The organism is Tropicibacter naphthalenivorans (assembly GCF_900176475.1).
Classification (GTDB): domain Bacteria; phylum Pseudomonadota; class Alphaproteobacteria; order Rhodobacterales; family Rhodobacteraceae; genus Tropicibacter; species Tropicibacter naphthalenivorans.
In genome coordinates this window covers 465,719-485,706 of sequence record NZ_FWXX01000002.1, presented here as the reverse complement: position 1 = coordinate 485,706, position 19,988 = coordinate 465,719, and the positions used below count along the sequence as shown (strand labels likewise).

Here is a 19,988-nt window from a genome sequence, read left to right as displayed (position 1 = left end):
TTGTGCCGGGGGTTTACGCCTCGGACTTGGCCATCATGCCGGCCAGCTTTTCGCTGACGAAACCAAAGATGTTGCCAAGGATCAGCGAGGCGACAACCATGGCCGCAGCGGTGGCGACGGCGGTGATGTCGCCAATCGCGACGCCCGACAGCAGGCAAAACGCCGCCGTCGAGGCATAGCCGTAAACGGCCGCCGGGATGGTCGACAGGGCGGGGATATGCGCGCCCAAGACCAGCGCCACGACCGACGCACCGACGATGGCCGAGGTCACCACCACAGAGCCGCCCACGGTGCCCACGACGACCAGCGCAAGGGTCGCCACAACCGCGCCCCAGATGTGGTTGATGGCCGATTTGGTCAGCCCGTCGGTGCCGCCGCCTGTGTGGTAAAAGCTGCCCCAGCCGACGAACAGCGCCCAGACGTGCAGGCCCGCCCCGTTGCCAAGGCAAACCCAAGTGGCGAGCGCGGCCAAAAGGCCGATCGAGATCGCCAGCGCGTTGATCAAATTCATGTATTTTCCTCCCAAAATGTCCGGCCCGCCGTGGTGGCGTTGGCCGATGCCGTGGACGCTAGAGCGGCGATGAAATCTTGAGAATGAGACCTTAATTTATTCTACCTTAACGGAGTTGACTTGATTAATGTTGCGCAGTTTCAGGAGCTTGGGTGTTGTTCTTGAAGTCTTTCAACTGCCCAAATTTTGGGCGCGTTAAGGAATGTCGAACCCCTCGGGGGCCAATTCGAATCCCGAAAACTGGAAACCGGGGGACACTGTGCAGCCCACCAGCGTCCAATCGCCAAGGCTTTGGGCCGCCTGCCAGTGCCCCGTCGGCACGATCAATTGGGGCCGCTGCCCGGTCGCCAGATCGGGGCCCAGCGTCAGGTCCGCGCGCGGCCCGGCACCCGTTTCAGACAGCGACAGCGTCAGCGGCGCGCCCGCGTAATAGTGCCAGATCTCGGCGGCATCGACGCGGTGCCAATGGCTGCGCTCACCACCCTTGAGCAGGAAGTAAATACAGGTGCCCGCCGCCCGCGGCTGCGCGTCGTCCATCCAGGTCTGGCGATAGTGCCCGCCCTCGGGATGGGGGGCCAGATCGAGCAGGGCGATGATCTCATCAGCGGTCATGTTCAGACTTTCTTAAGGGCGGCGCACGGCGGGGCGAGGGGCCGTTAACACCTCATTTGCAAACTTTGGCCGTTCAACCGCTTCGAGCAGGAGGCAAACATGGCGGCAATTGCAGAACGCGTTCGGCAGATGGCCGAAGAAATCGTCGCCCGAGAGGGCGGCTATGTCAACGACCCGGACGATCCGGGCGGGGCGACGAAATATGGCGTGACGATCCACACCATGCGACGGCTGGGGCTGGACCTGACCGGCGACGGGCGCATCGACGCCGAGGACGTGCGCAAGATCACCCGTACCCACGCGGTCGAGATTTTCTTGCAGCATTACTATGTGAAACCGCGTATCGCAGAGCTGCCCGAGGCTTTGCACGAGACGGTGTTCGACATGTACGTGAACGCCGGGGCGAACGCGGTGAAGATCCTTCAGCGCTTGCTGAACGACATGGGCGAGGCGGCCTCGGTCGACGGGGTCATCGGCCCGCAGACCATCGCGTCGGCCAAGGCAGCGGCGGCCAAGGCGCCGTCGCATATCGTTGATGCCTACGGCATCGCGCGGCGCAACTATTACTTCGGCATTGCGGACCGTCGCCCGGCCTCGCGCAAATACGCGCGCACGCGGGCGGGCGGCAAAGGAGGCTGGATCAAGCGCGCCGAAGAGTTCATTTCGCCCCGGTATCACCTGTCGGAGGCCGAGTTCGACGCTCGGGTCGCGGCATGGGGGTGATCGAACGTATTCTTGGCGTGATCTTTGGGTCTGGTCGCAACGTGGTCGCCGAAACCGCAGAGGTGTTCCGGATCAATGCCGAAGCCGATGCGCAGCGCGCTCACCAGATGCAAAGCGCGGCCTTGCAGCAGTTTGGCGGCGAGTTCCGCCTGACGCAGCGGGGCTGGTTTGACCGCTTCATGGACGCACTCAACCGCGTCCCGCGCCCGGCGATGGCCTTGGGGACGTTGGGGCTGTTCATCGCGGCGATGGTCGACCCGGTGTGGTTCGCGGCGCGCATGGCGGGGATTGCCCTGGTGCCAGAGCCGTTGTGGTGGTTGTTGGCGGCAATCGTCTCCTTCTATTTTGGGGCGCGGCATCAGGCCAAAGGCCAAGACTTCCAGCGTGAACTGGCCGAGACCATGGCTGCCGTGCCGCAGGTGGTGCGGACGGTGAAAAACGTCGAATCCTTGCGGGATGTGACGCCAGAGCCAGACGCGCCAGAGGCTCAGAGTAACCCCGCGCTCGCAGATTGGCGCGCGGGGCGTTAAAATCTGGCAAACGGATCAAGACAGGGCGGGGCTTTCCCGCCCTTTTTCCTTACGTATTCGTAAAACCGGATTTGATTGCGACAATGTGAACACCGCGCGGGCCGGAAAATCATTGGCCCTTAACTAAGCTGCATCTATAACCGGGCCATGATTACAGAGCTCGGTCACTTCGCCCTCATCCTCGCCTTTCTGGTGAGCCTCGTCCAAATGGTTGTCCCGTTGATCGGGGCGCACAAACGCTGGCCGGGCTGGATGGCCGTGGCCGAACCTGCCGCCAGTTTGCAGTTCTTTCTGGTCGGGGCGAGCTTTGCGGCGCTGACCTATGCCTTTGTTGTGTCTGACTTTTCTTTGCGCCTGGTCTATTTGAACAGCCATTCGGCCAAGCCGATGCTGTACAAGATCAGCGGCGTTTGGGGCAACCACGAAGGGTCGATGCTGCTGTGGGTTTTGATCCTCGCGCTGTTCGGCGCCATGGCCGCTTGGTTTGGCGGGAATCTGCCCCCGACGCTCAAGGCGCGGGTGCTGGCGATTCAGGCGTCGGTTGGCGCGGCCTTTTTCGCCTTTATCCTGTTTACCTCGAATCCCTTCCTGCGCATGTCGGTGCCGCCGTTTGATGGCCAAGACCTCAACCCGCTGCTTCAGGACCCCGGTCTCGCGTTTCACCCGCCGTTCTTGTACCTCGGCTACGTCGGCCTGAGCATCTGCTTCAGCTTTGCTGTCGCCGCCCTGATCGAAGGGCGCGTCGATGCTGCCTGGGCGCGCTGGGTGCGGCCGTGGACGCTGGCGGCGTGGATGTTCCTGACCATCGGCATCGCGCTGGGGTCATGGTGGGCCTACTATGAGCTGGGCTGGGGCGGCTTCTGGTTCTGGGACCCGGTGGAAAACGCGTCCTTTATGCCGTGGCTGTTTGCCGCCGCGCTGCTGCATTCCGCCATCGTTGTGGAAAAGCGTGAAGCCTTGAAAAGCTGGACGGTGCTGCTGGCGATCTTGGCTTTTGGCTTTTCGCTCATCGGGACATTCATCGTGCGCTCGGGCGTGCTGACCTCGGTCCACGCGTTCGCCAACGACCCGGAACGCGGCGTGTTCATCTTGATGATCCTCGTGTTCTTTACCGGCGGGGCGCTGACCCTGTACGCCGTCCGCGCCAGCGCGATGGAGGCCAAGGGCGTGTTCAGCGTGGTCAGCCGCGAGAGCGCGCTGGTCGCCAACAACATCCTGCTGGCGGTCGCGGCCTTTGTCGTCTTTGTCGGCACGATCTGGCCGCTGGTGGCCGAGATGATCTGGGATCGCAAGCTGTCGGTTGGTGCGCCGTTCTTTAACATGGCGTTTACGCCTTTCATGGTCATGTTGGGTCTGCTGCTGCCCATCGGGTCGATGATCGGCTGGAAACGCGGCAAGCTGGGCCGGGTGCTGCGCTCGCTCGCCCCGGCCTTTGCCCTGTCGATCGCGCTGCTGGCGCTGGTCTGGGTCATGCAGGGCGGGCGGTCGATGCTGGGGCCGGTGGGCGTGTTCCTTGGCGCCTGGCTGGTGTCGGGCGCGGTGGTCGACCTGCTCAGCCGCATCGGCCAAAGCCGCGATTACGCGCGTCTGCTGCGCCTGCCGCGCGCCGATTGGGGCAAGGCGGTTGCGCACGCGGGGCTGGGCATCACCATGCTGGGGATCGCGGGCCTGATGGCTTGGCAGGAAGAGGACATTCGCGCCGTTCAGCTGAACCAGCCGTGGACGGTGGGCGATTACGAATTTACCCTGCTGGACGTCAAACAGGTGCAGGGGCCGAACTATTTCTCGACCATGGGTGAGGTCAGCGTCGTTCAGGACAATGGCGAAATCGCGCATCTCTACCCGGAAAAGCGCAACTACCCGGTGGCCAAGATGCCCACGACTGAGGCGTCCATCGACTATCGCTTCCTGCGCGACATTTACGTGGTGATCGGCGATGCGCAGGATGACGGCGGCTATGTCATGCGGATTTATATCAAACCGCTGGCAAACTGGATCTGGGGCGGCTCGATCCTGATGGCGCTTGGCGGCTTGCTGAGCCTGTCTGACCGCCGCTACCGCGTGGCGGCAGGCGCGCGCAAATTGGCCAAGACCTCGGCGGTGCCTGCGGAATGAAACAAGGAAACGCCCCAATGCGCCTGATAAAAACCCTCGCCGTGGTTGCCTCTCTGGCTTTGCCGGGCGCGGCCTTGGCCGTGCAACCGGACGAAATGCTCGCCGACCCTGCGGAAGAGGCGCGGGCGCGCGAAATCTCGGCGGGCTTGCGCTGTCTGGTCTGCCAGAACGAAAGCATCGACGAAAGCAACGCCTCGCTGGCGCGCGATCTGCGCATCCTCGTGCGTGAGCGGATCACCGCGGGCGACACCAACGAAGAGGCGGTAGATTACATCGTCGCGCGCTATGGCGAGTTCGTTTTGCTCCGGCCCACGACCGGCGGCTGGAACTGGCTGCTCTGGGGGGCGGGGCCGTTGATGTTCATCCTCGCCCTAGGGCTGGGCATCGTCTACGTGGGCCGACGGTCCAAGGCGGACGCCCCCACAGAGGCCGGCCTGTCCGACGACGAACGCAAACGCCTTGAGGAAATCCTCAAGAGCTAAGCTGCGGGCGCCAAAGGGTTTCCCGCCCAGAGTAATCGCCAGAGCATTCCCCATGTGACGCCGCGTTTCGCTTTGCCTTTTGCGCGGGCGCGGTGTTTCATGCGGCCAACGCTTTGGGAGGCCTTCATGCAGTACGACACGATCACCTATTCGCTGGACAACAACATCGCCACGGTCACGCTGAACCGGCCCGATGTGATGAACGCGCTCAACACGCAAATGCGCGCCGAGATCACCGATGCGGTGGCGCGCGGCGGGCGCGAGGCGCGGGTGGTGGTGCTGACCGGCGTGGGCAAGGCGTTCTGCTCGGGGCAGGATCTGGGCAACGGCGAAGATGCCACGCAGCTCGATCTGGAGCGTATTTTGCGCGACGAATACGTGCCCATGCTCAAGGCGATGTACGACTGCCCGGTGCCGGTGATTGCCGCCGTCAATGGCGCGGCAGCGGGGGCGGGGGCGAACCTTGCGCTGGCCGCCGACGTGGTGATCGCCACCGAAAGTGCCTTTTTCCTTCAGGCGTTTACGCGCATCGGCCTGATCCCTGATGCGGGCGGGACGTGGTTCCTGCCGCGCCAGGTCGGTCTGGCCAAGGCCATGGGCGCGGCGTTGTTTGCCGACAAGATCAGCGCCAAACAGGCCTGCGATTGGGGCATGATCTATGAGACCGTCCCGGACGAAGGCTTTGCCGCCCACATCGCCCGCCGCGCCGCCCATCTGGCCAACGGCCCGACCCAAGCCTACGCCCGCGTCAAAGAGGCGATGATGGGCTCTTTCGACAATACGCTGGACGAACAGCTGGCGGTCGAGGCGCGGCTGCAAGGGGAATGCGGCAAGACCCGCGACTTCAAAGAGGGCGTGGTCGCCTTTATGCAAAAGCGCCCCGCGGAATACGAAGGGCGCTAAAGCGTCAGAGAGACGAGAGAGAGTAGGGGGCCGGGCATCACACCCGGCCTTTGTCGTTAGAGCAGGAAGTCGGGCAGGTCGGCCTCTTCGGCGGCGTTGTCATCAGCCTGCGCCATGGCGGCGCGCTCGTCCTCTGTCATGTCGACATAGGGGATGTCGTCGGCGGTGATCTCGTCGGCGTCATCCGCATCATCCGCATCATCGGCTTCGTCGGCCGGGTCTTCCTCGGTGGATTGTTCGAATTCGATGGTCTCTTCGGCCTCGGGCAGTTCGGCGCACAGGACGGTGTCGTCGTCTTCGCCCTCTTCGGTGACGCAAAGGTCAAAGTCCATGCCGCACAGGTCCTGAACGCTCAGCGCGCAGTCGGGATGCGAAATGGTAAAGCTGGTTTCCTTGCAGCCCTCCTCGCCGCCGTCGAACTTGGAGCCGCAGTCGCGGTCGGTGTCATCGTGGTGGCGGTCGTGATCCCGGTCGTCGCGATCATGGCGGCCATGACGCCCGCCGTCCCGGTCGCAATCGCGGTCTTCGTCGCGGTCGCGGTGGCTGTTGCGCCCCCAGTCGCCAAAGGTCTTGCCGCCACATTTGCCGCCCGACACGTCGTCGCCGTCAATCTTCAGGCCATCGGCCAGGCTGGGGTCTTTGAAATCGCAGGAAAAGCTCTTGAGCGAGCAGGCCTTGTCTGCGTCCAAAACCTTCAGGTCGCATTTCAGCGCACCCTCTTGGGTTTCAGAGATACGGACACAAACGTCGGATTTGTGGGAAACGATAAAGGACAGGCAGTTGAAGGAAAAGAAACCGAAGCTCATTTTAGGTCATCCGTATAACAGGCCCCCACCTGTTGATGCCTTAATGTCGCCCAATTGTGGCAAAATCTGGGCAATTCAAACGAAATGAGGCATGAATTGGGGAAACGCATTGTTTCCGTCCAATTCTATGCCTCATTCGGAGCGTTTCCGCCCCAATTTCGCAAATCTCGCCATAAATACGGCCCGGCATTCGAAAACACCGGGCCGGTCTTGCTGAAATTACGGGAAGGCGGCGTCGACCAGGTCGGCCTCTTCTTCGTCGTCGGTGTTGCCCAGCAGTGCGTCGATCTCTTCGTCGGTCAGCTGCTTGTTCACCAGCTCGTCGTAGGTGACCTCGTACTGGCCGCAGGTCGCATCGCCCGCGTCAGAGCCGCCAACCAGCGAGACGTTGTCCAGCAGCGGGCCGGTCGAGTCGTTCTCGGAGGCCAGCTCGCGGAACTCCAGACGGTCCAGACCGCCGGTGCCGGTGACGTCCACGGTGAAGGTTTCCCAGTCTTCGCCATCGGGCGAAACGGTGTCGACCAGCTCGTTGTTCCAGTAGATCTCGACGCTGTCGGTCTCGCCGTGGAAGCGCTGCGCCACGTCCAGCGACAGCTGGTAGGTCTCGCCTTCTTCGGTCTGCACGTCCTGATAGATGTTGTCCACCTGGTGCGCGTCAGCGTTGCGGTCCAGCTCGATAAAGGACTGGCCTTCGGACGCTGCCTGATGTTCAAAGCCGGTACCCCAGCCTTCGATGCCGGTGTCGGACTGCCAGCCCTCGACCGAGGCGTTCATGTTCACGTGGCCCGCGGCGACGCCGCTTTCGAAGGAGCCGTTGGTCAGAATGTCGTCGCCGTCCAGCGGCAGGTCGACCGCCTCGGAGATGGTGAGGTTGTCAAAGAAGATCTCCTCTTCCGCGCCCGAGATTTTCGAGTCCATGTAGAGCATGACGCTGTCCGCATCTTCCAGACCTGCGGTCCAGGTCAGGGTGTCGCTCTCGGCGGTGATTTCCTGACCGGTGTTGGAGCCAACCAGCGCGGTGCCTTCGGCGTTGACCACAAAGGTGTCGAGGTGGACCCAGTTGTAGTTGTCGACCAGCGCCCAGACATCGAGGCTGTCGCCGTAGCAGCCCCCGTCCTCGAAGTACTCGGTGTGCGGGGCGCGGGCGTCGATGGAGATCGCGGCGTCGCCGTCTACATCCACGGTTTCGAACCAGATCTGGCCATCGTCGCGGCCGTCGGTTTGTAGCTCGCCGTTCTGGATGTCCCAGTCGTGGGTGTAGTCCACGAGGTCAGAGTCGTTGGCGTAGTGGATGCCTTCGAAGTCATCCTCGGCCACGGCCACGGTGCCCTCGGGGGACACTTCGATGGCTTCGGTCGCGGTGATCTGCACGTCGTCGATGTAGATTTTCTCATCGCAGGCGGTGATGTCGGACACGATGCGGAACTCGGCGGTGCCGGTGACGCCATCCAGAACGCCGCCCGAGTAGGTCAGCGTGGTCGACTGGCAGCCAAAGGTCTGGCCGGTTTCCGACCCGGTGAAGGTGTCGGTGTGCTCGTTGACGATAAAGGTGTCCAGCGTGACCCAGTCGCCGTTGTCCAGACGGACCTGCACGTCGAGGCGGTCCGCGCCTGCGCCCGAGCTTTCAAACGCCCAGGCGTTTTCTGCGCGGATGTCAAAGGACAGGGTGACGGCGCCGTCGCTTTCGACCGGGGCCAACTGCACCGCGCCGTCATGCCAGCCAGAGGTCATCAGCTCGCCGCCCCAGGTCTGCGCCCAGTCGTTGTGCGTGACGGTGTTGCTGCCGGTGGCGCAATGCGAGCCACCGTTGAAATCTTCGGTCAGCACGGTGCTGGTTTCGTAGATCATGGTGGTGTCGTCGCCGGTGTTGCCCAGACCGCCGGTCAGCGCGAGGCCGGTGTTGTCGGACCCGTCAGAGTTCACGACGCAGGTCATGTTGGTCAGGTCGATGCTGTCCGCGGTCAGCGGCGCGTCGCCTTCGACCCACAGGGTAAAGCCGGCCTGGTCGATGTCGCCCCAGGAGGTGTCCGGGAATTCGCCGAACTGAACGCGTACGTCATAGGCTTCCTGGATCTGCACACCGCTGTCCATCGACGCCAGCTGGCCGACGGCCACGTCAAAGCCGGTGATGTTCTGGCCGTCGTTCACGACCGGCCACACGTTGATGTTGGTCGCAACCGCGTCATCGGTCAGGTTAAAGAACAGCGCGTCCATATCGACGGCGGCGGGATCCTCGGCAAAGACCTGCATAACCAGAGCGCCAGCGTCCTCGATAACAACGACACGAACTTGCGGATCGCAACCAAGAAGAATTTCAGTGTTCTGACCAGTAGACATTGTGGGGATCCTCGTAAAAGGGGGCGTAAATTTGACTTGCTTGAGACGTTAATGCCTCCAACTTGCCGTAATTGCGCGCCTTTTTGTGGAAACGTATTGTTTCCGCCGTATTTGGGCCTCAATTCAGGAGGGAACCCATTTCGCATTGAGACAATTAAAACGACTGTTAAAGAATTGTTCACGGTTTGGAACGGGGAAAATGGGGCAGGGATGCCCAAATTCTGAACGGCGACGCCCAGAATCGCCCGTTTCGATTCGCAATTCTGGGGATTCAAGCCCCAAACAGACGAAAAAAGCCGCCCCGGCGGGGCAGCTCTTAACCTTTGTGGCGCGTCTGCGGCCTGTGCTGGACTGCGCCCAAGAAAAAACCCGGCCCAAAAGGACCGGGTTTCGCGCCTCTCCTGTAAAGGAGCTTAGCGGTTTTCGATGTCGACGTAGTCGCGCTCGGTCTCGCCGAGGTACAGCTGGCGCGGACGACCGATCTTGTTCTGCGGGTCGTTCAGCATCTCTTTCCACTGCGACACCCAGCCAACGGTGCGCGACAGCGCAAAGATCGGCGTGAACATCGACGTCGGGAAGCCCATCGCCTCGAGGATGATGCCCGAGTAGAAGTCGACGTTCGGGAACAGCTTTTTCTCGGCGAAATAGGGATCGGCCAGCGCGGCCTCTTCCAGCGCCTTGGCGGTCGCGAGGATCGGGTTGTTTTCCACACCCAGCAGGTCCAGCACTTCGTCGGCGGACTGCTTCATCACCTTGGCGCGCGGGTCAAAGTTCTTGTACACGCGGTGGCCAAAGCCCATCAGACGGAAGGGATCGTTCTTGTCCTTGGCGCGGGCGATGAACTCGGGGATGCGATCCGGGGTGCCGATTTCCTTGAGCATTTCAAGGCAGGCCTGGTTCGCACCGCCGTGCGCCGGACCCCAAAGGCAGGCGATGCCCGCAGCGATACAGGCGAACGGGTTCGCGCCTGAGGACGACGCCAGACGCACGGTCGAGGTCGAGGCGTTCTGCTCGTGGTCGGCGTGCAGGGTAAAGATGCGGTCCATGGCGCGGGCCAGGATCGGATCGACGTGATACTCTTCCGCCGGAACGGCAAAGCACATGTGCAGGAAGTTCGCGGCGTAATCCAGATCGTTGCGCGGATACACGAACGGCTGACCCACCGAGTACTTATACGCCATGGCCGCAATGGTCGGCATCTTAGCGATCAGGCGGTGCGACGCGATCTCGCGCTGGCGCGGGTCGGCAATGTCGGTGCTGTCGTGGTAGAAGGCCGCCATGGCGCCAACCACACCCACCATCACCGCCATCGGGTGCGCGTCGCGGCGGAACCCACGGAAGAAGTTGTACATCTGCTCGTGGATCATCGTGTGACGGGTGATCGTGCTTTCGAACTTTTCCAGTTCCTCGGCCTTGGGCAGGTAACCATACAGCAGCAGGAAGCACACTTCGAGATAGTGCGATTTCTCGGCCAGCTGGTCGATCGGGTAGCCGCGGTGCAGCAGCTCGCCCTTTTCGCCATCGATAAAGGTGATGGTCGAGTCGCAGCTGGCGGTCGAGGTAAAGCCGGGGTCATACGTGAAAACACCCGCCTGACCGTACAGCTTGCGGATGTCGATGACATCGGGGCCGGCGGTGGGCGAGTGGATCGGCAGCTCGTAGTCCTGCCCATCAATAGTCAGCTTTGCGCTTTTGGTTTCAGCCATGCTTGTCATCCCTCTAAATTCCATTGGCTGGGCCGCGGGGGCCCCAGCCGATTCAAGTCACATGGCCATCGGGCCTTGGGTCAGTTCGACCCCGCATCCCCTGCGGCCGCAGCCTGTGCCAGTCGAGACATAGTCTCTTCGCGGCCCAGAACGAGCATCATGTCAAAGACCGAGGGCGTCGCAGCCCGCCCCGCAAGGGCGGCGCGCATCGGTCCGGCCAGCTTGCCGAACTTGGTGCCCTGATCCTCGGCAAAGCGGTTCAGTACCGCCTCCAGATCGTCTCGCGTCCAGCTAGCATTTTGCAAATGCGGCGTCAACGCATCCAGTATACCACGGGATACCGTATCAAGGTTCTTTGCCGCCTTGGGTTCGATTTCCAACGGCGTGTCCGCAAGGATAAAGTGAGCCTTTTCAAGTAGTTCCGGGAAGGTCTTTGCGCGTTCCTTCAAACAGTACATGCCCCGCAGCAAACCGTCTTTTTGCGCGCTACCCAACGTCGCACCACCGCTGGCTGTGAGATATGCCTCTATTTCTTGCAGCAGCGCAGCGTCGTCGGCGATGGCGATCTGCTGGCCGCACAGGTTTTCCAGTTTCTTGAAATCGAACCGGGCGGGGGATTTGCCGATTCCATCAAGGTCGAACCACTCCTTTGCCTGATCATCGGTAAAGAATTCGTCATCGCCGTGGCTCCAACCGAGGCGCGCGAGGTAATTTCTCATGCCGGCGGCGGGGTAGCCCATGGCCTGATATTCCTCGACCCCCAGCGCGCCGTGGCGTTTCGACAGCTTTTTGCCGTCGGGGCCGTGGATCAGCGGGATATGCGCGTAAACCGGCAAGTCCCAGCCCATGGCGGTGTAAATCCCCATCTGGCGCGCGGCGTTGTTCAGGTGGTCATCGCCGCGAATGACGTGCGTGACGCCCATGTCGTAATCGTCGACCACAACCGCCAGCATATAGACCGGCGTGCCGTCCGAGCGCAGCAGGATCATGTCGTCCAGCTGGTCGTTCTTGATCTTGACCGTGCCTTGCACCTCATCCTCGATCACCGTCTCGCCGTCCTGCGCGGTCTTGAGACGGATCACGTAAGGCGCATCGGGGTGGGTCGCCGGGTCCGCGTCACGCCAAGGCGACTGAAACAGGGTCGAGCGCTTTTCCTCGCGGGCCTTTTCGCGGAAGGCTTCGATTTCTTCCTGCGTGGCAAAGCACTTATACGCCGCGCCTTTCTCCAGCAGCGCGAGGGCCACCTCACGGTGACGGTCGGCGCGCTCGAACTGGCTGATGACCTCGCCGTCGTGGTCCAGACCCAACCAGCTCATGCCTTGCAGGATGGCGGCGGTCGCCTCGGGGGTGGAACGGGCGCGGTCGGTGTCTTCGATGCGCAGCAGGAACTTGCCGCCACGGCCACGGGCGTACAGCCAGTTGAACAGGGCGGTGCGTGCGCCGCCGATGTGCAGGTAGCCGGTGGGCGAGGGGGCAAAGCGGGTCACGACTTGGGTCATGGGGATTAACTCTTTCCTTACGGGTGTTCTGGCAGTTTGGACATTCCTTACCCAGCCACCAACCTCGGGGCAAGCATGGGCCGCTTTTTGCAGTTTCCTAGCCAGCTGATGCTGAGCCAGCGGGGGCATTTGTTCCCGTGGGTGCCGGTGTGTCTGGCGGTGGGGATCGGCCTTTATTTCGAACTGCGGATCGAACCGGCCATGTGGGTGCTGTGGCTGTGCCTGGCGGTGTCCCCCCTGGCGCTGCTGTGGACGCGCTATGGCGCGGTGGTCGGGCCGCTGGTGTGCCTGATGGTGCTGACCGCCTTTGGCTTTGGTCTGGCGGGGATGCGCGCGCATCAGGTCGCCAGCCCGGTTCTGGATTTTCGGTACTATGGCGCGGTCGAGGGGCGCATCGTGGCGATGGATCGGTCGTCGTCCGATGCGGTGCGCCTGACCTTGGATCGGGTGGTGCTGGAACGGATGGACCCAAGCCGAACGCCGACCCGCGTGCGTGTGTCGCTGCATGGCCAGCAAGGGTTCAGCGATCCGCGGCCCGGCGACGTGGTGATCCTGACGGCGCATCTGTCCGGCCCCGGCGGCGCGGTGGAACCGGGCGGTTTCGACTTTCGCCGCCACGCGTGGTTTCAGCGCCTCGGCGCGGTGGGATACACCCGCACCCCGGTGCTATTGCTGGAAAAAGCCGGGGAGGGGCTGTGGCTGTTCAAGGCGCGCATGTGGCTGTCCGCCCGCGTCCAATCGCAGCTAGAGGGAGAGACGGGAACCTTTGCGGCGGCCCTCATGGCGGGGGAGCGGTCGGGCATGAGCCAAGAGACGATCAAGGCGCTGCGAGAGACCAACCTTGCCCACCTGATCGCCATTTCGGGGCTACACATGGGGCTGGTGGCGGGGTTTGTCTATGCGTCGTTGCGCTATGGTCTGCTGTTGCTGCCATGGACGCGCCACAGCGGACATGTGCGCAAATACGCCGCCTTTGGCGCGCTGCTGGCGGCGGCGGGCTATCTGGCGCTGTCGGGCGGGTCCATCGCCACGCAAAGGGCGTTTATCATGGCGGCGGCGGGGCTGACTGCCTTGATGCTGGACCGCCGGGTCTTGTCCCTGCGCTCGGTTGCCATGGCGGCGGTGGTTGTCCTGCTGATCCGGCCCGAAGCGCTCTTGTCCCCCGGTTTCCAGATGTCCTTTGCGGCCACCACGGCGCTGGTCGCGGTGTTTTCGGCCATGGCGGCGCGGCAGGTTCGCTTGCCGGGATGGCTGGGCGCGGTGGCGTCGGTGGTGATCTCTTCGGCGGTGGCGGGCGCGGCGACGGGCCCGGTGGGCATGGCCCATTTCAACCAGATCGCAACTTATGGCTTGCTTGCGAACCTCGTGTCGGTGCCGGTGATGGGGCTGGTGGTGGTGCCCATGGGCGTCTTGGCGGCGCTTCTGATGCCCTTTGGGCTGGATTGGATTGCGTTGAAAATCATGGGTTTGGGGTTGGATTGGATCCTGTTCGTCGCCCACCGCGTGGCCGAGTGGGACGGCGCGGTGCGGCCCGTGGTGTCGCCCGATCCTTGGGTGCTGCCGGTGGTGGCGCTGGCCGGGCTGATGCTGTGCCTGTGGCATGGCCGGGGGCGCTGGACCGGGCTGGTGCCGCTAGCGGTGGCCGTGGTTGCGTGGTCGCAAACCCAGCGGCCCGATATCCTGATCGCCGATACCGGAACGCTTGTGGGGATGATGACCCCTGAGGGACGCGCCCTGTCGCGCGATCGCGGGGCGGGGTTCATCGCGGATACCTGGCTGGAAAACGACGGTCGCGGCGGGGACCAGATCGGGGCGGCACTGCTTTGGCCCGAAAGCCCCTTGAAACGGGTGGCAGAGGCGCAATTGCCGCAAATCGGCGTGATGCACATCCAAGGCAAGACCGGCGCGAAACAGGTCAGCCGCTGCGCGCGCGATCAAGTTGTGGTGTCCAGCGTCGAATTAACCTTAACAGGTGGCTGCACGCTGTTTGACCCGATGACGCTGCGCAGGACCGGGTCGGTCGCGCTCTACCTCGAAGAGGGCGGCCCGCGCATTGTCACCGACGCAGAAAAAACGGGGCGCCGGTTGTGGCACCCCGCTCGGGAAAAACGCGCGCTCAAGTTGGCGAAAAATCAGTAGGTGCGGATCAGCCCGACTAGGCGACCTTGCACGCTGACCGCCCCCTTGGGCAGAACCCGGGACTCATAGGCGGGGTTCGCGGCCTCCAGGACGATGCTGTCGCCCTTGGGACGGAAGTATTTCAGCGTGGCCTCATAGCCTTCGACCTGGGCGACGACGATATCGCCGTCAGACGCCTGAGAGGTCTCGCGGATCACCACCACATCGCCGTCGTTGATCCCGGCGTCGATCATGGAATCCCCTTTGACCTCAAGCGCATAATGGCGGCCTTTGCCCTGCATCATGGCGCCGGGAACGGCGATCGACGGGGGCTGGTCGTTGATCGCTTCGATGGGCACACCGGCGGCGATGCGGCCCATGATCTGCAATTCGGCCACCGACGCGCGGTCAATGTCGCGGGCGTTGCCCGGCACGCTGTCGGGGCGGTCGCCATCGATCACCTGCGGCGTAAAGCCTGCTGGGCGACCACCGAGGCTTTCGGGCAGTTTGACGATTTCGATGGCGCGGGCGCGGTGCGCCAGACGGCGGATGAACCCGCGTTCCTCAAGCGCCGTGATCAGCCGGTGAATCCCCGATTTAGAGCGCAAATCCAGCGCCTCTTTCATCTCATCAAAGCTGGGCGGCACGCCATCGCGCTGCATCCGCTTGTTAATGAAATCCAGCAAATCGAGTTGTTTCTTGGTTAGCATCGCTCGTGCCCTCGTTTGATTTGTTAACATTTGTTCTACTGGTGTTCTTGTTTTGTGTCAACAAACACCGACCCACAAGGTCAGTTTCGGCAACAACACCTAAGACGTGGTTAACAAAGCCATTCAAAGTGGCAGATATTCGACCACTTCCCCGGCCTGACGCGCCGGATCACCCACAGGCCGGATCAACAAGGCATTGGCCGCACCCAGCACGCTGAGCAGGCTGCTGTCCTGCCGTTCAAAGGAGGTGATCCCCTCGGCGTCAAGCCGCGCCCGCATGTAATGCTCGCGCGGACCGTTGGCGGCGATACCCTCGGCCAAGGGGGCGGTCAAACGCGCAGCAGGCGCGGCCCCAAGGCCCAGCATCGCGCGGATCACCGGGGCGACAAACACATGGCCGCAGACCATGGCCGACACCGGATTGCCCGGCAGGCCGATCATCATGGCGTCGCCCAACCGCCCGGACATCAAGGGTTTTCCGGGGCGCATGGCGACTTTGTAAAAGGCGCGCTCCATCCCCAGATCCTGCGCCACGGCCCCGACCAGATCGTGATCGCCCACCGACGCGCCGCCGATGGTGATCACCAGATCGGCGTCGTCGATCAGGCCAAAGGCGGATTTCAGCGACGGCTCATTGTCGCGCGCAATCGGCAAAAGACGCGGCTCGGCCCCCAGATCGCGCAGCAAGGCATGCAGGCCAAAGGTGTTCGATGCGATGATCTGATCGGGGCCGGGGGTCTCTCCGGGCATGACAAGCTCGTCGCCGGTGGAAATCAGCGCCACCTTGGGCCGCCGCGTCACGGGCACGCGGGCGATGTTCATGCTGGCCATCAGGGCGATGTCGTTGGGGGTGATCACACGCGGCGCGGTGATCAAGGTGCCGGTGAGGAAATCGGTTCCGGCGGGGCGGATGTTGGTGCCGGGTTCGACCTCGTTTACCACGATTTCGCCCCCCTCGCGGGTCACGTCCTCTTGGATCACCACGCGGGTTGCGCCCTGCGGCACCGGCGCGCCGGTGAAGATGCGCACCGCTTGGCCCGCCGCGACCGCGCCGCCAAAGCCATGGCCCGCAGCGCTTTCGCCAATGACGGACAATCGCTCGCCCACCGAAGCCGAGACCACCGCGTAGCCGTCCATCGCCGAGGCCGCAAAGGGCGGCTGGTCACGCCGCGCCGCCACATCCGAGGCCAAGACCCGCCCATGCGCCGCCAGCAGCGGCACTTCCTCGACTTCCAAGGGGCGGACAAGGGCAAACAGGCGGTCGAGCGCTTCGGTAACGGGGATCATTGTGCTTCGTAACGTCCTGATTTTCCGCCGTCTTTCAGCGTCACATGGATGCCGCCGATCTCCATCGCCTTGTCCACGGCCTTGACCATGTCATAGACCGTCAGGGCGCAGGTAGACACGGCGGTCAGCGCCTCCATCTCGACGCCGGTCTGGCCGGTGGTCTTGACGGTGGCCTCGATGCGCAGGCCGGGCAGGTCCGGGTCTTGGGTCAGATCGACGGTGACCTTGGTGATCGGCAGGGGGTGACACAGCGGGATCAGCTCGGGCGTTTTCTTTGCGCCCATGATCCCGGCCAGACGGGCCACACCGACCACGTCGCCCTTTTTGGCGCGGCCTTCGGTGATCAGGGCAAAGGTCTCGGGGGCCATCTTGATCCAGCCGCTCGCGGTCGCGATGCGCGAGGTCACGGCCTTTTCCGACACGTCGACCATGTGGGCGTTGCCAGAGTCGTCAAAGTGGGTCAGGTCGCTCATGCCAGCACCGGGTTTTGCAGCAGGGTTTTGGTGGCCGCGGTCACGTCGTCCTTGCGCATCAGGCTTTCGCCGATGAGGAAGGCGCGCGCGCCGTATTGCGCCATGTCGGCGAGGTCTTCGGGCGTGTTCAGGCCAGATTCAGACACAAGGAACCGCCCCTCGGGGACCGCCTTGGACAGCTCGCGGGTGGTGTCCAGCGTCGTCTCAAAGGTCTTGAGGTTGCGGTTGTTCACCCCGATCAGCGGCGATTTCAGCGCCAGTGCGCGGTCAAGCTCGGCCCGGTCGTGGACCTCGATCAGCGCGTCCATGCCCCAGCTGAAGGCGGCGTCTTCGAGTTCGGCGGCCTGCGCGTCAGAGACCGACGCCATGATGATCAGGATGCAGTCGGCGTTCAGCGCGCGCGCCTCGGCCACCTGGTAGGTGTCATACATGAAATCCTTGCGCAGGGCGGGCATGTTGGTTGCGGCGCGGGCAGCGACGAGGAATTCCTTGGCGCCCTGGAAAGACGGCGTGTCCGTCAGCACCGACAGGCAGGTCGCGCCGCCGTCCTCATAGGCTTTGGCCAGCTTGGCCGGTTCGAAATCGGCGCGGATGAGCCCCTTGGACGGGGAGGCTTTTTTGACCTCGGAGATCAGCCCGTAGCCGGTCTTGGCGGCGTCGAACAGCGCCTGGCCAAACGGGCGGATGGGGCTGGCGGATTTGGCCTCTGCCTCGACCTCGGACAGCGGTTTCGCGGCCTTGTCGGCGGCGACCTCTTCGAGTTTGTAGGCTTTGATCTTGTCAAGAATGGTCGTGGTCATGTCGGTGTCGTCCAGTTGATGGGCGTGTCCCCATTGGCTTTAAGCCACGCGTTGATGCGAGAAAAGGGGCGCGAGCCGAAAAAGCCGCGCCGCGCCGACAGGGGCGAGGGATGCGCGGAGGTCAGGATCAGGTGATTGTCGCCGGTGATGTGCTTGGCAAAGCCTTGGGCGTGGTTGCCCCACAGCAGAAAGGCGCGCGGGGATTGTGACAGATCGGCCAGCACTTGGCGCGTCAGCTCGGCCCAGCCGAGTTTGGCGTGGACCCCGGCTTGGCCCGGCAGGACGGTCAGCGCGGTGTTCAGCAAGAGGACGCCCTGTTCGGCCCAGAAATGCAGGTCGCCATTGGGCGGGACCGCGCCGAATTCGGCGTCCAACTCCTTGTAGATGTTCTGCAAGGACCGGGGCAGGGGGCGCACATCCGGTTCGACCGAAAAGGCCAGCCCATGGGCGTGGCCCGGCGTGGGATAGGGGTCTTGGCCAAGGATCACGACCTTGGTTTGTGCAGGCGCGCAGGCGTCCAGCGCGGCAAAGACCTGACCCGCGGGCGGCAGGTGCCCCTGATCGTTAAGCTGGGCGCTTTGCGCAAGATCCGCCGCGATCTGGGGCAGATCCTGCACGAAAAACGGCAGATGCTGCCAAGTCGCGGGGGGCGTCAGGTCAGGCACGGCGGATTAGCTGGCGGCCTGCGTGGCTTTGGCCAGCGCTTGAACCTTGCCCAAGGCCGCGCCGCTGTCGATGCTCTCGCGGCCCATGGCGACGCCTTCGCGCAGGTCGGCGGCCTTGCCCGCGATGGTCAGCGCGGCGGCGGTGTTCAGCAGAACCGCATCACGGTAGGCCGAGGGCGCGCCGTCCAGCAGCGCTTGGAACGCCTTGCCGTTTTCCTCTGGCGTGCCGCCGACAATCGCCTCAAAGGGATGCACGGGCAGGCCGGCGTCCTCGGGGTGCAGTTCGGCCTCGCGGATGCTGCCGTCTTCTTCCAAGGCGGCGACCCAGGACACGCCGGTGATCGTCAGCTCATCGGTGCCGTCAGAGCCGTGCACCAGCCACGCGCGTTCGGACCCAAGCTGGCCCAGGGTCTCGGCCATGGGGCGGATCAGATCGCGGGTAAAGGCCCCGGTCAACTGGCGCTTGACGCTCGCCGGGTTGGTCAGCGGCCCAAGGATGTTGAAAATCGTGCGGGTACCCAGCTCGGTGCGGACGGGGCCGACATGGGCCATGGCCGGGTGGTGCATGGGCGCCATCATAAAGCAGATGCCGACCTCGGCCAGCGCCTTTTCCACCACGTCGGGGCCAACCATCACGTTGATCCCCATGGCGCCCAAGGCGTCCGCCGCGCCGGATTTCGACGACAGGTTGCGGTTGCCATGCTTGGCCACCGGCACACCCGCGCCCGCCACCACAAAGGCCGTGGCGGTCGAGATGTTCAGCGTGCCCTTGCCGTCGCCGCCCGTGCCGACGATGTCCATCGCGCCCGCAGGGGCGGCGACCGCGTTGCACTTGGACCGCATGACGGAAGCGGCGGCAGAATATTCATCCACCGTCTCGCCGCGCGTGCGCAAAGCCATCAACAAGCCGCCCACCTGGGCCGGGGTCGCCGCGCCTTCGAACAGGGCGGTAAAGGCGATTTCCGCCTCGGCGCGGGTCAGAGGGCGTTCGGCGGCGGTGCCGATGAGGGGCTTGAAGTTGTCGCTCATGCGGGGACCTTGATCTCGTTCAAAAAGTTCTGAAGCAGCGCGTGGCCGTGTTCGGACGCGATGCTTTCGGGGTGGAATTGCACGCCGTGGATCGGCAGGGTCTTGTGGGACAGGCCCATGACGGTGCCGTCAGCCAGCTCGGCGGTGATTTCAAGGCAGTCAGGCACGGTGTCGCGCTGCACCACCAGCGAGTGGTAACGCGTCATTTTCAGCGGCGAGGGCAGCCCGGCAAAGACGCCTTTGCCCGCGTGCTGGATCTCGCCCATCTTGCCGTGGACGATTTCGCTATGGCGCACCACGGAGCCGCCAAAGACTTGCCCGATGGTCTGGTGGCCAAGGCAGACGCCAAACAGCGGGATACCGGTTTCAGCGGCGGCTTCGACCATGCTTTTGCAGATGCCGGACTCGTCCGGGGTGCCGGGGCCGGGGGACAGCACGATGCCCGCGGGCTTCATCGCCATGGCGTCCTGCGTGGTGATCGCATCGTTGCGCCGCACCTCGACATTGGCCCCGAGATCACCAAAGAAGTGCACGAGGTTGTAGGTGAAGCTGTCGTAGTTATCTATCAGCAAAAGCATGGCAATACCCGTCTCTAAGGGCTGGCACGAAGGCCAAAGGTCGCGGTATACATGCGCAGGCAGGCGGCATGGCGTCAAGGCCGCCACGGAATGAAAACCGTCCC

General features: G+C 63.5%; 19 protein-coding genes. 6 read left to right on the top strand and 13 right to left on the bottom strand.

Annotation, left to right across the window (positions count from 1 at the left end; translation table 11 throughout):
- Positions 1 to 13 precede the first annotated feature (13 nt).
- Together B9A11_RS06620 and B9A11_RS06615 are read right to left on the bottom strand one after the other, a co-directional pair.
- On the bottom strand, positions 14 to 511 hold the full coding sequence (locus tag B9A11_RS06620) for a DUF1097 domain-containing protein (RefSeq protein WP_058246685.1): 498 nt from the start codon (positions 509 to 511) through the stop codon (positions 14 to 16).
- Positions 512 to 706: 195 nt separating this feature from the next.
- A complete protein-coding gene (locus tag B9A11_RS06615) occupies positions 707 to 1,123 on the bottom strand; it encodes a cupin domain-containing protein (RefSeq protein ID WP_058246686.1) in 417 nt (138 codons plus the stop codon).
- Positions 1,124 to 1,222: 99 nt separating this feature from the next.
- Between B9A11_RS06615 and B9A11_RS06610 the strand changes: the two genes are divergently transcribed.
- The 5 genes from B9A11_RS06610 (at position 1,223) to B9A11_RS06590 (ending at position 5,876) form a co-directional block, all read left to right on the top strand.
- Positions 1,223 to 1,846, top strand: coding sequence for a holin-associated N-acetylmuramidase (locus B9A11_RS06610; protein ID WP_234988748.1), 624 nt, complete (start codon positions 1,223 to 1,225; stop codon positions 1,844 to 1,846).
- Positions 1,837 to 2,376 (top strand): holin family protein, encoded by a 540-nt coding sequence (locus B9A11_RS06605; protein ID WP_058246687.1) that lies wholly within the window; start codon positions 1,837 to 1,839, stop codon positions 2,374 to 2,376. The genes B9A11_RS06610 and B9A11_RS06605 overlap by 10 nt, the downstream gene beginning before the upstream one ends.
- 147 nt (positions 2,377 to 2,523) lie before the next feature.
- Complete coding sequence (locus B9A11_RS06600) at positions 2,524 to 4,491, top strand: heme lyase CcmF/NrfE family subunit (protein ID WP_058246688.1); 1,968 nt, start codon at positions 2,524 to 2,526, stop codon at positions 4,489 to 4,491.
- A gap of 17 nt (positions 4,492 to 4,508) precedes the next feature.
- Positions 4,509 to 4,973, top strand: a complete 465-nt coding sequence (locus tag B9A11_RS06595; RefSeq protein WP_186009179.1) for a cytochrome c-type biogenesis protein — start codon at positions 4,509 to 4,511, stop codon at positions 4,971 to 4,973.
- Positions 4,974 to 5,099: 126 nt separating this feature from the next.
- Positions 5,100 to 5,876, top strand: coding sequence for an enoyl-CoA hydratase-related protein (locus B9A11_RS06590; protein WP_058246689.1), 777 nt, complete (start codon positions 5,100 to 5,102; stop codon positions 5,874 to 5,876).
- Positions 5,877 to 5,932: 56 nt separating this feature from the next.
- Here the strand turns inward: B9A11_RS06590 and B9A11_RS06585 are convergent, their stop codons facing one another.
- The 4 genes from B9A11_RS06585 to gltX form a co-directional block, all read right to left on the bottom strand.
- Positions 5,933 to 6,682, bottom strand: a complete 750-nt coding sequence (locus B9A11_RS06585; protein WP_058246690.1) for a hypothetical protein — start codon at positions 6,680 to 6,682, stop codon at positions 5,933 to 5,935.
- A gap of 219 nt (positions 6,683 to 6,901) precedes the next feature.
- A complete protein-coding gene (locus tag B9A11_RS06580; RefSeq protein ID WP_143595812.1) occupies positions 6,902 to 9,019 on the bottom strand; it encodes a DUF642 domain-containing protein in 2,118 nt (705 codons plus the stop codon).
- A 413-nt stretch (positions 9,020 to 9,432) separates the two neighbouring features.
- Positions 9,433 to 10,725, bottom strand: a complete 1,293-nt coding sequence (gene gltA / locus B9A11_RS06575; RefSeq protein WP_058246692.1) for a citrate synthase — start codon at positions 10,723 to 10,725, stop codon at positions 9,433 to 9,435.
- Positions 10,726 to 10,805: 80 nt separating this feature from the next.
- Positions 10,806 to 12,224 carry a glutamate--tRNA ligase gene (gene gltX, locus B9A11_RS06570; protein WP_058246693.1) on the bottom strand — a complete coding sequence of 473 codons (1,419 nt, stop codon included), beginning with the start codon at positions 12,222 to 12,224 and terminating at the stop codon, positions 10,806 to 10,808.
- A gap of 75 nt (positions 12,225 to 12,299) precedes the next feature.
- Between gltX and B9A11_RS06565 the strand changes: the two genes are divergently transcribed.
- Positions 12,300 to 14,363 (top strand): ComEC/Rec2 family competence protein, encoded by a 2,064-nt coding sequence (locus B9A11_RS06565; RefSeq protein WP_058246694.1) that lies wholly within the window; start codon positions 12,300 to 12,302, stop codon positions 14,361 to 14,363.
- Here B9A11_RS06565 and lexA read toward each other — a convergent pair.
- From lexA to B9A11_RS06530, 7 genes are all read right to left on the bottom strand, one after another.
- Positions 14,357 to 15,052 (bottom strand): transcriptional repressor LexA, encoded by a 696-nt coding sequence (gene lexA / locus B9A11_RS06560; protein WP_058246695.1) that lies wholly within the window; start codon positions 15,050 to 15,052, stop codon positions 14,357 to 14,359. The genes B9A11_RS06565 and lexA overlap by 7 nt on opposite strands.
- Before the next feature lie 123 nt (positions 15,053 to 15,175).
- Entirely contained in the window at positions 15,176 to 16,339 is a 1,164-nt protein-coding gene (locus tag B9A11_RS06555) for a molybdopterin molybdotransferase MoeA (protein ID WP_058246696.1), read from the bottom strand.
- Positions 16,336 to 16,812: a cyclic pyranopterin monophosphate synthase MoaC gene (gene moaC, locus B9A11_RS06550; RefSeq protein ID WP_058246697.1), complete on the bottom strand. Its 477-nt coding sequence runs from the start codon at positions 16,810 to 16,812 to the stop codon at positions 16,336 to 16,338. The genes B9A11_RS06555 and moaC overlap by 4 nt, the downstream gene beginning before the upstream one ends.
- Positions 16,809 to 17,612 (bottom strand): indole-3-glycerol phosphate synthase TrpC, encoded by an 804-nt coding sequence (gene trpC / locus B9A11_RS06545; RefSeq protein ID WP_058246698.1) that lies wholly within the window; start codon positions 17,610 to 17,612, stop codon positions 16,809 to 16,811. Before trpC ends, moaC begins: the two co-directional genes overlap by 4 nt.
- The gene (locus tag B9A11_RS06540) at positions 17,609 to 18,268 is read right to left on the bottom strand and encodes a uracil-DNA glycosylase (protein WP_058247116.1); all 660 of its coding nucleotides are present in this window, start codon (positions 18,266 to 18,268) and stop codon (positions 17,609 to 17,611) included. Before B9A11_RS06540 ends, trpC begins: the two co-directional genes overlap by 4 nt.
- A 15-nt stretch (positions 18,269 to 18,283) precedes the next feature.
- Positions 18,284 to 19,306, bottom strand: coding sequence for an anthranilate phosphoribosyltransferase (trpD, locus tag B9A11_RS06535; RefSeq protein WP_058246699.1), 1,023 nt, complete (start codon positions 19,304 to 19,306; stop codon positions 18,284 to 18,286).
- Positions 19,303 to 19,884, bottom strand: coding sequence for an anthranilate synthase component II (locus tag B9A11_RS06530; RefSeq protein WP_058246700.1), 582 nt, complete (start codon positions 19,882 to 19,884; stop codon positions 19,303 to 19,305). The genes trpD and B9A11_RS06530 overlap by 4 nt, the downstream gene beginning before the upstream one ends.
- Positions 19,885 to 19,988: the final 104 nt, after the last annotated feature.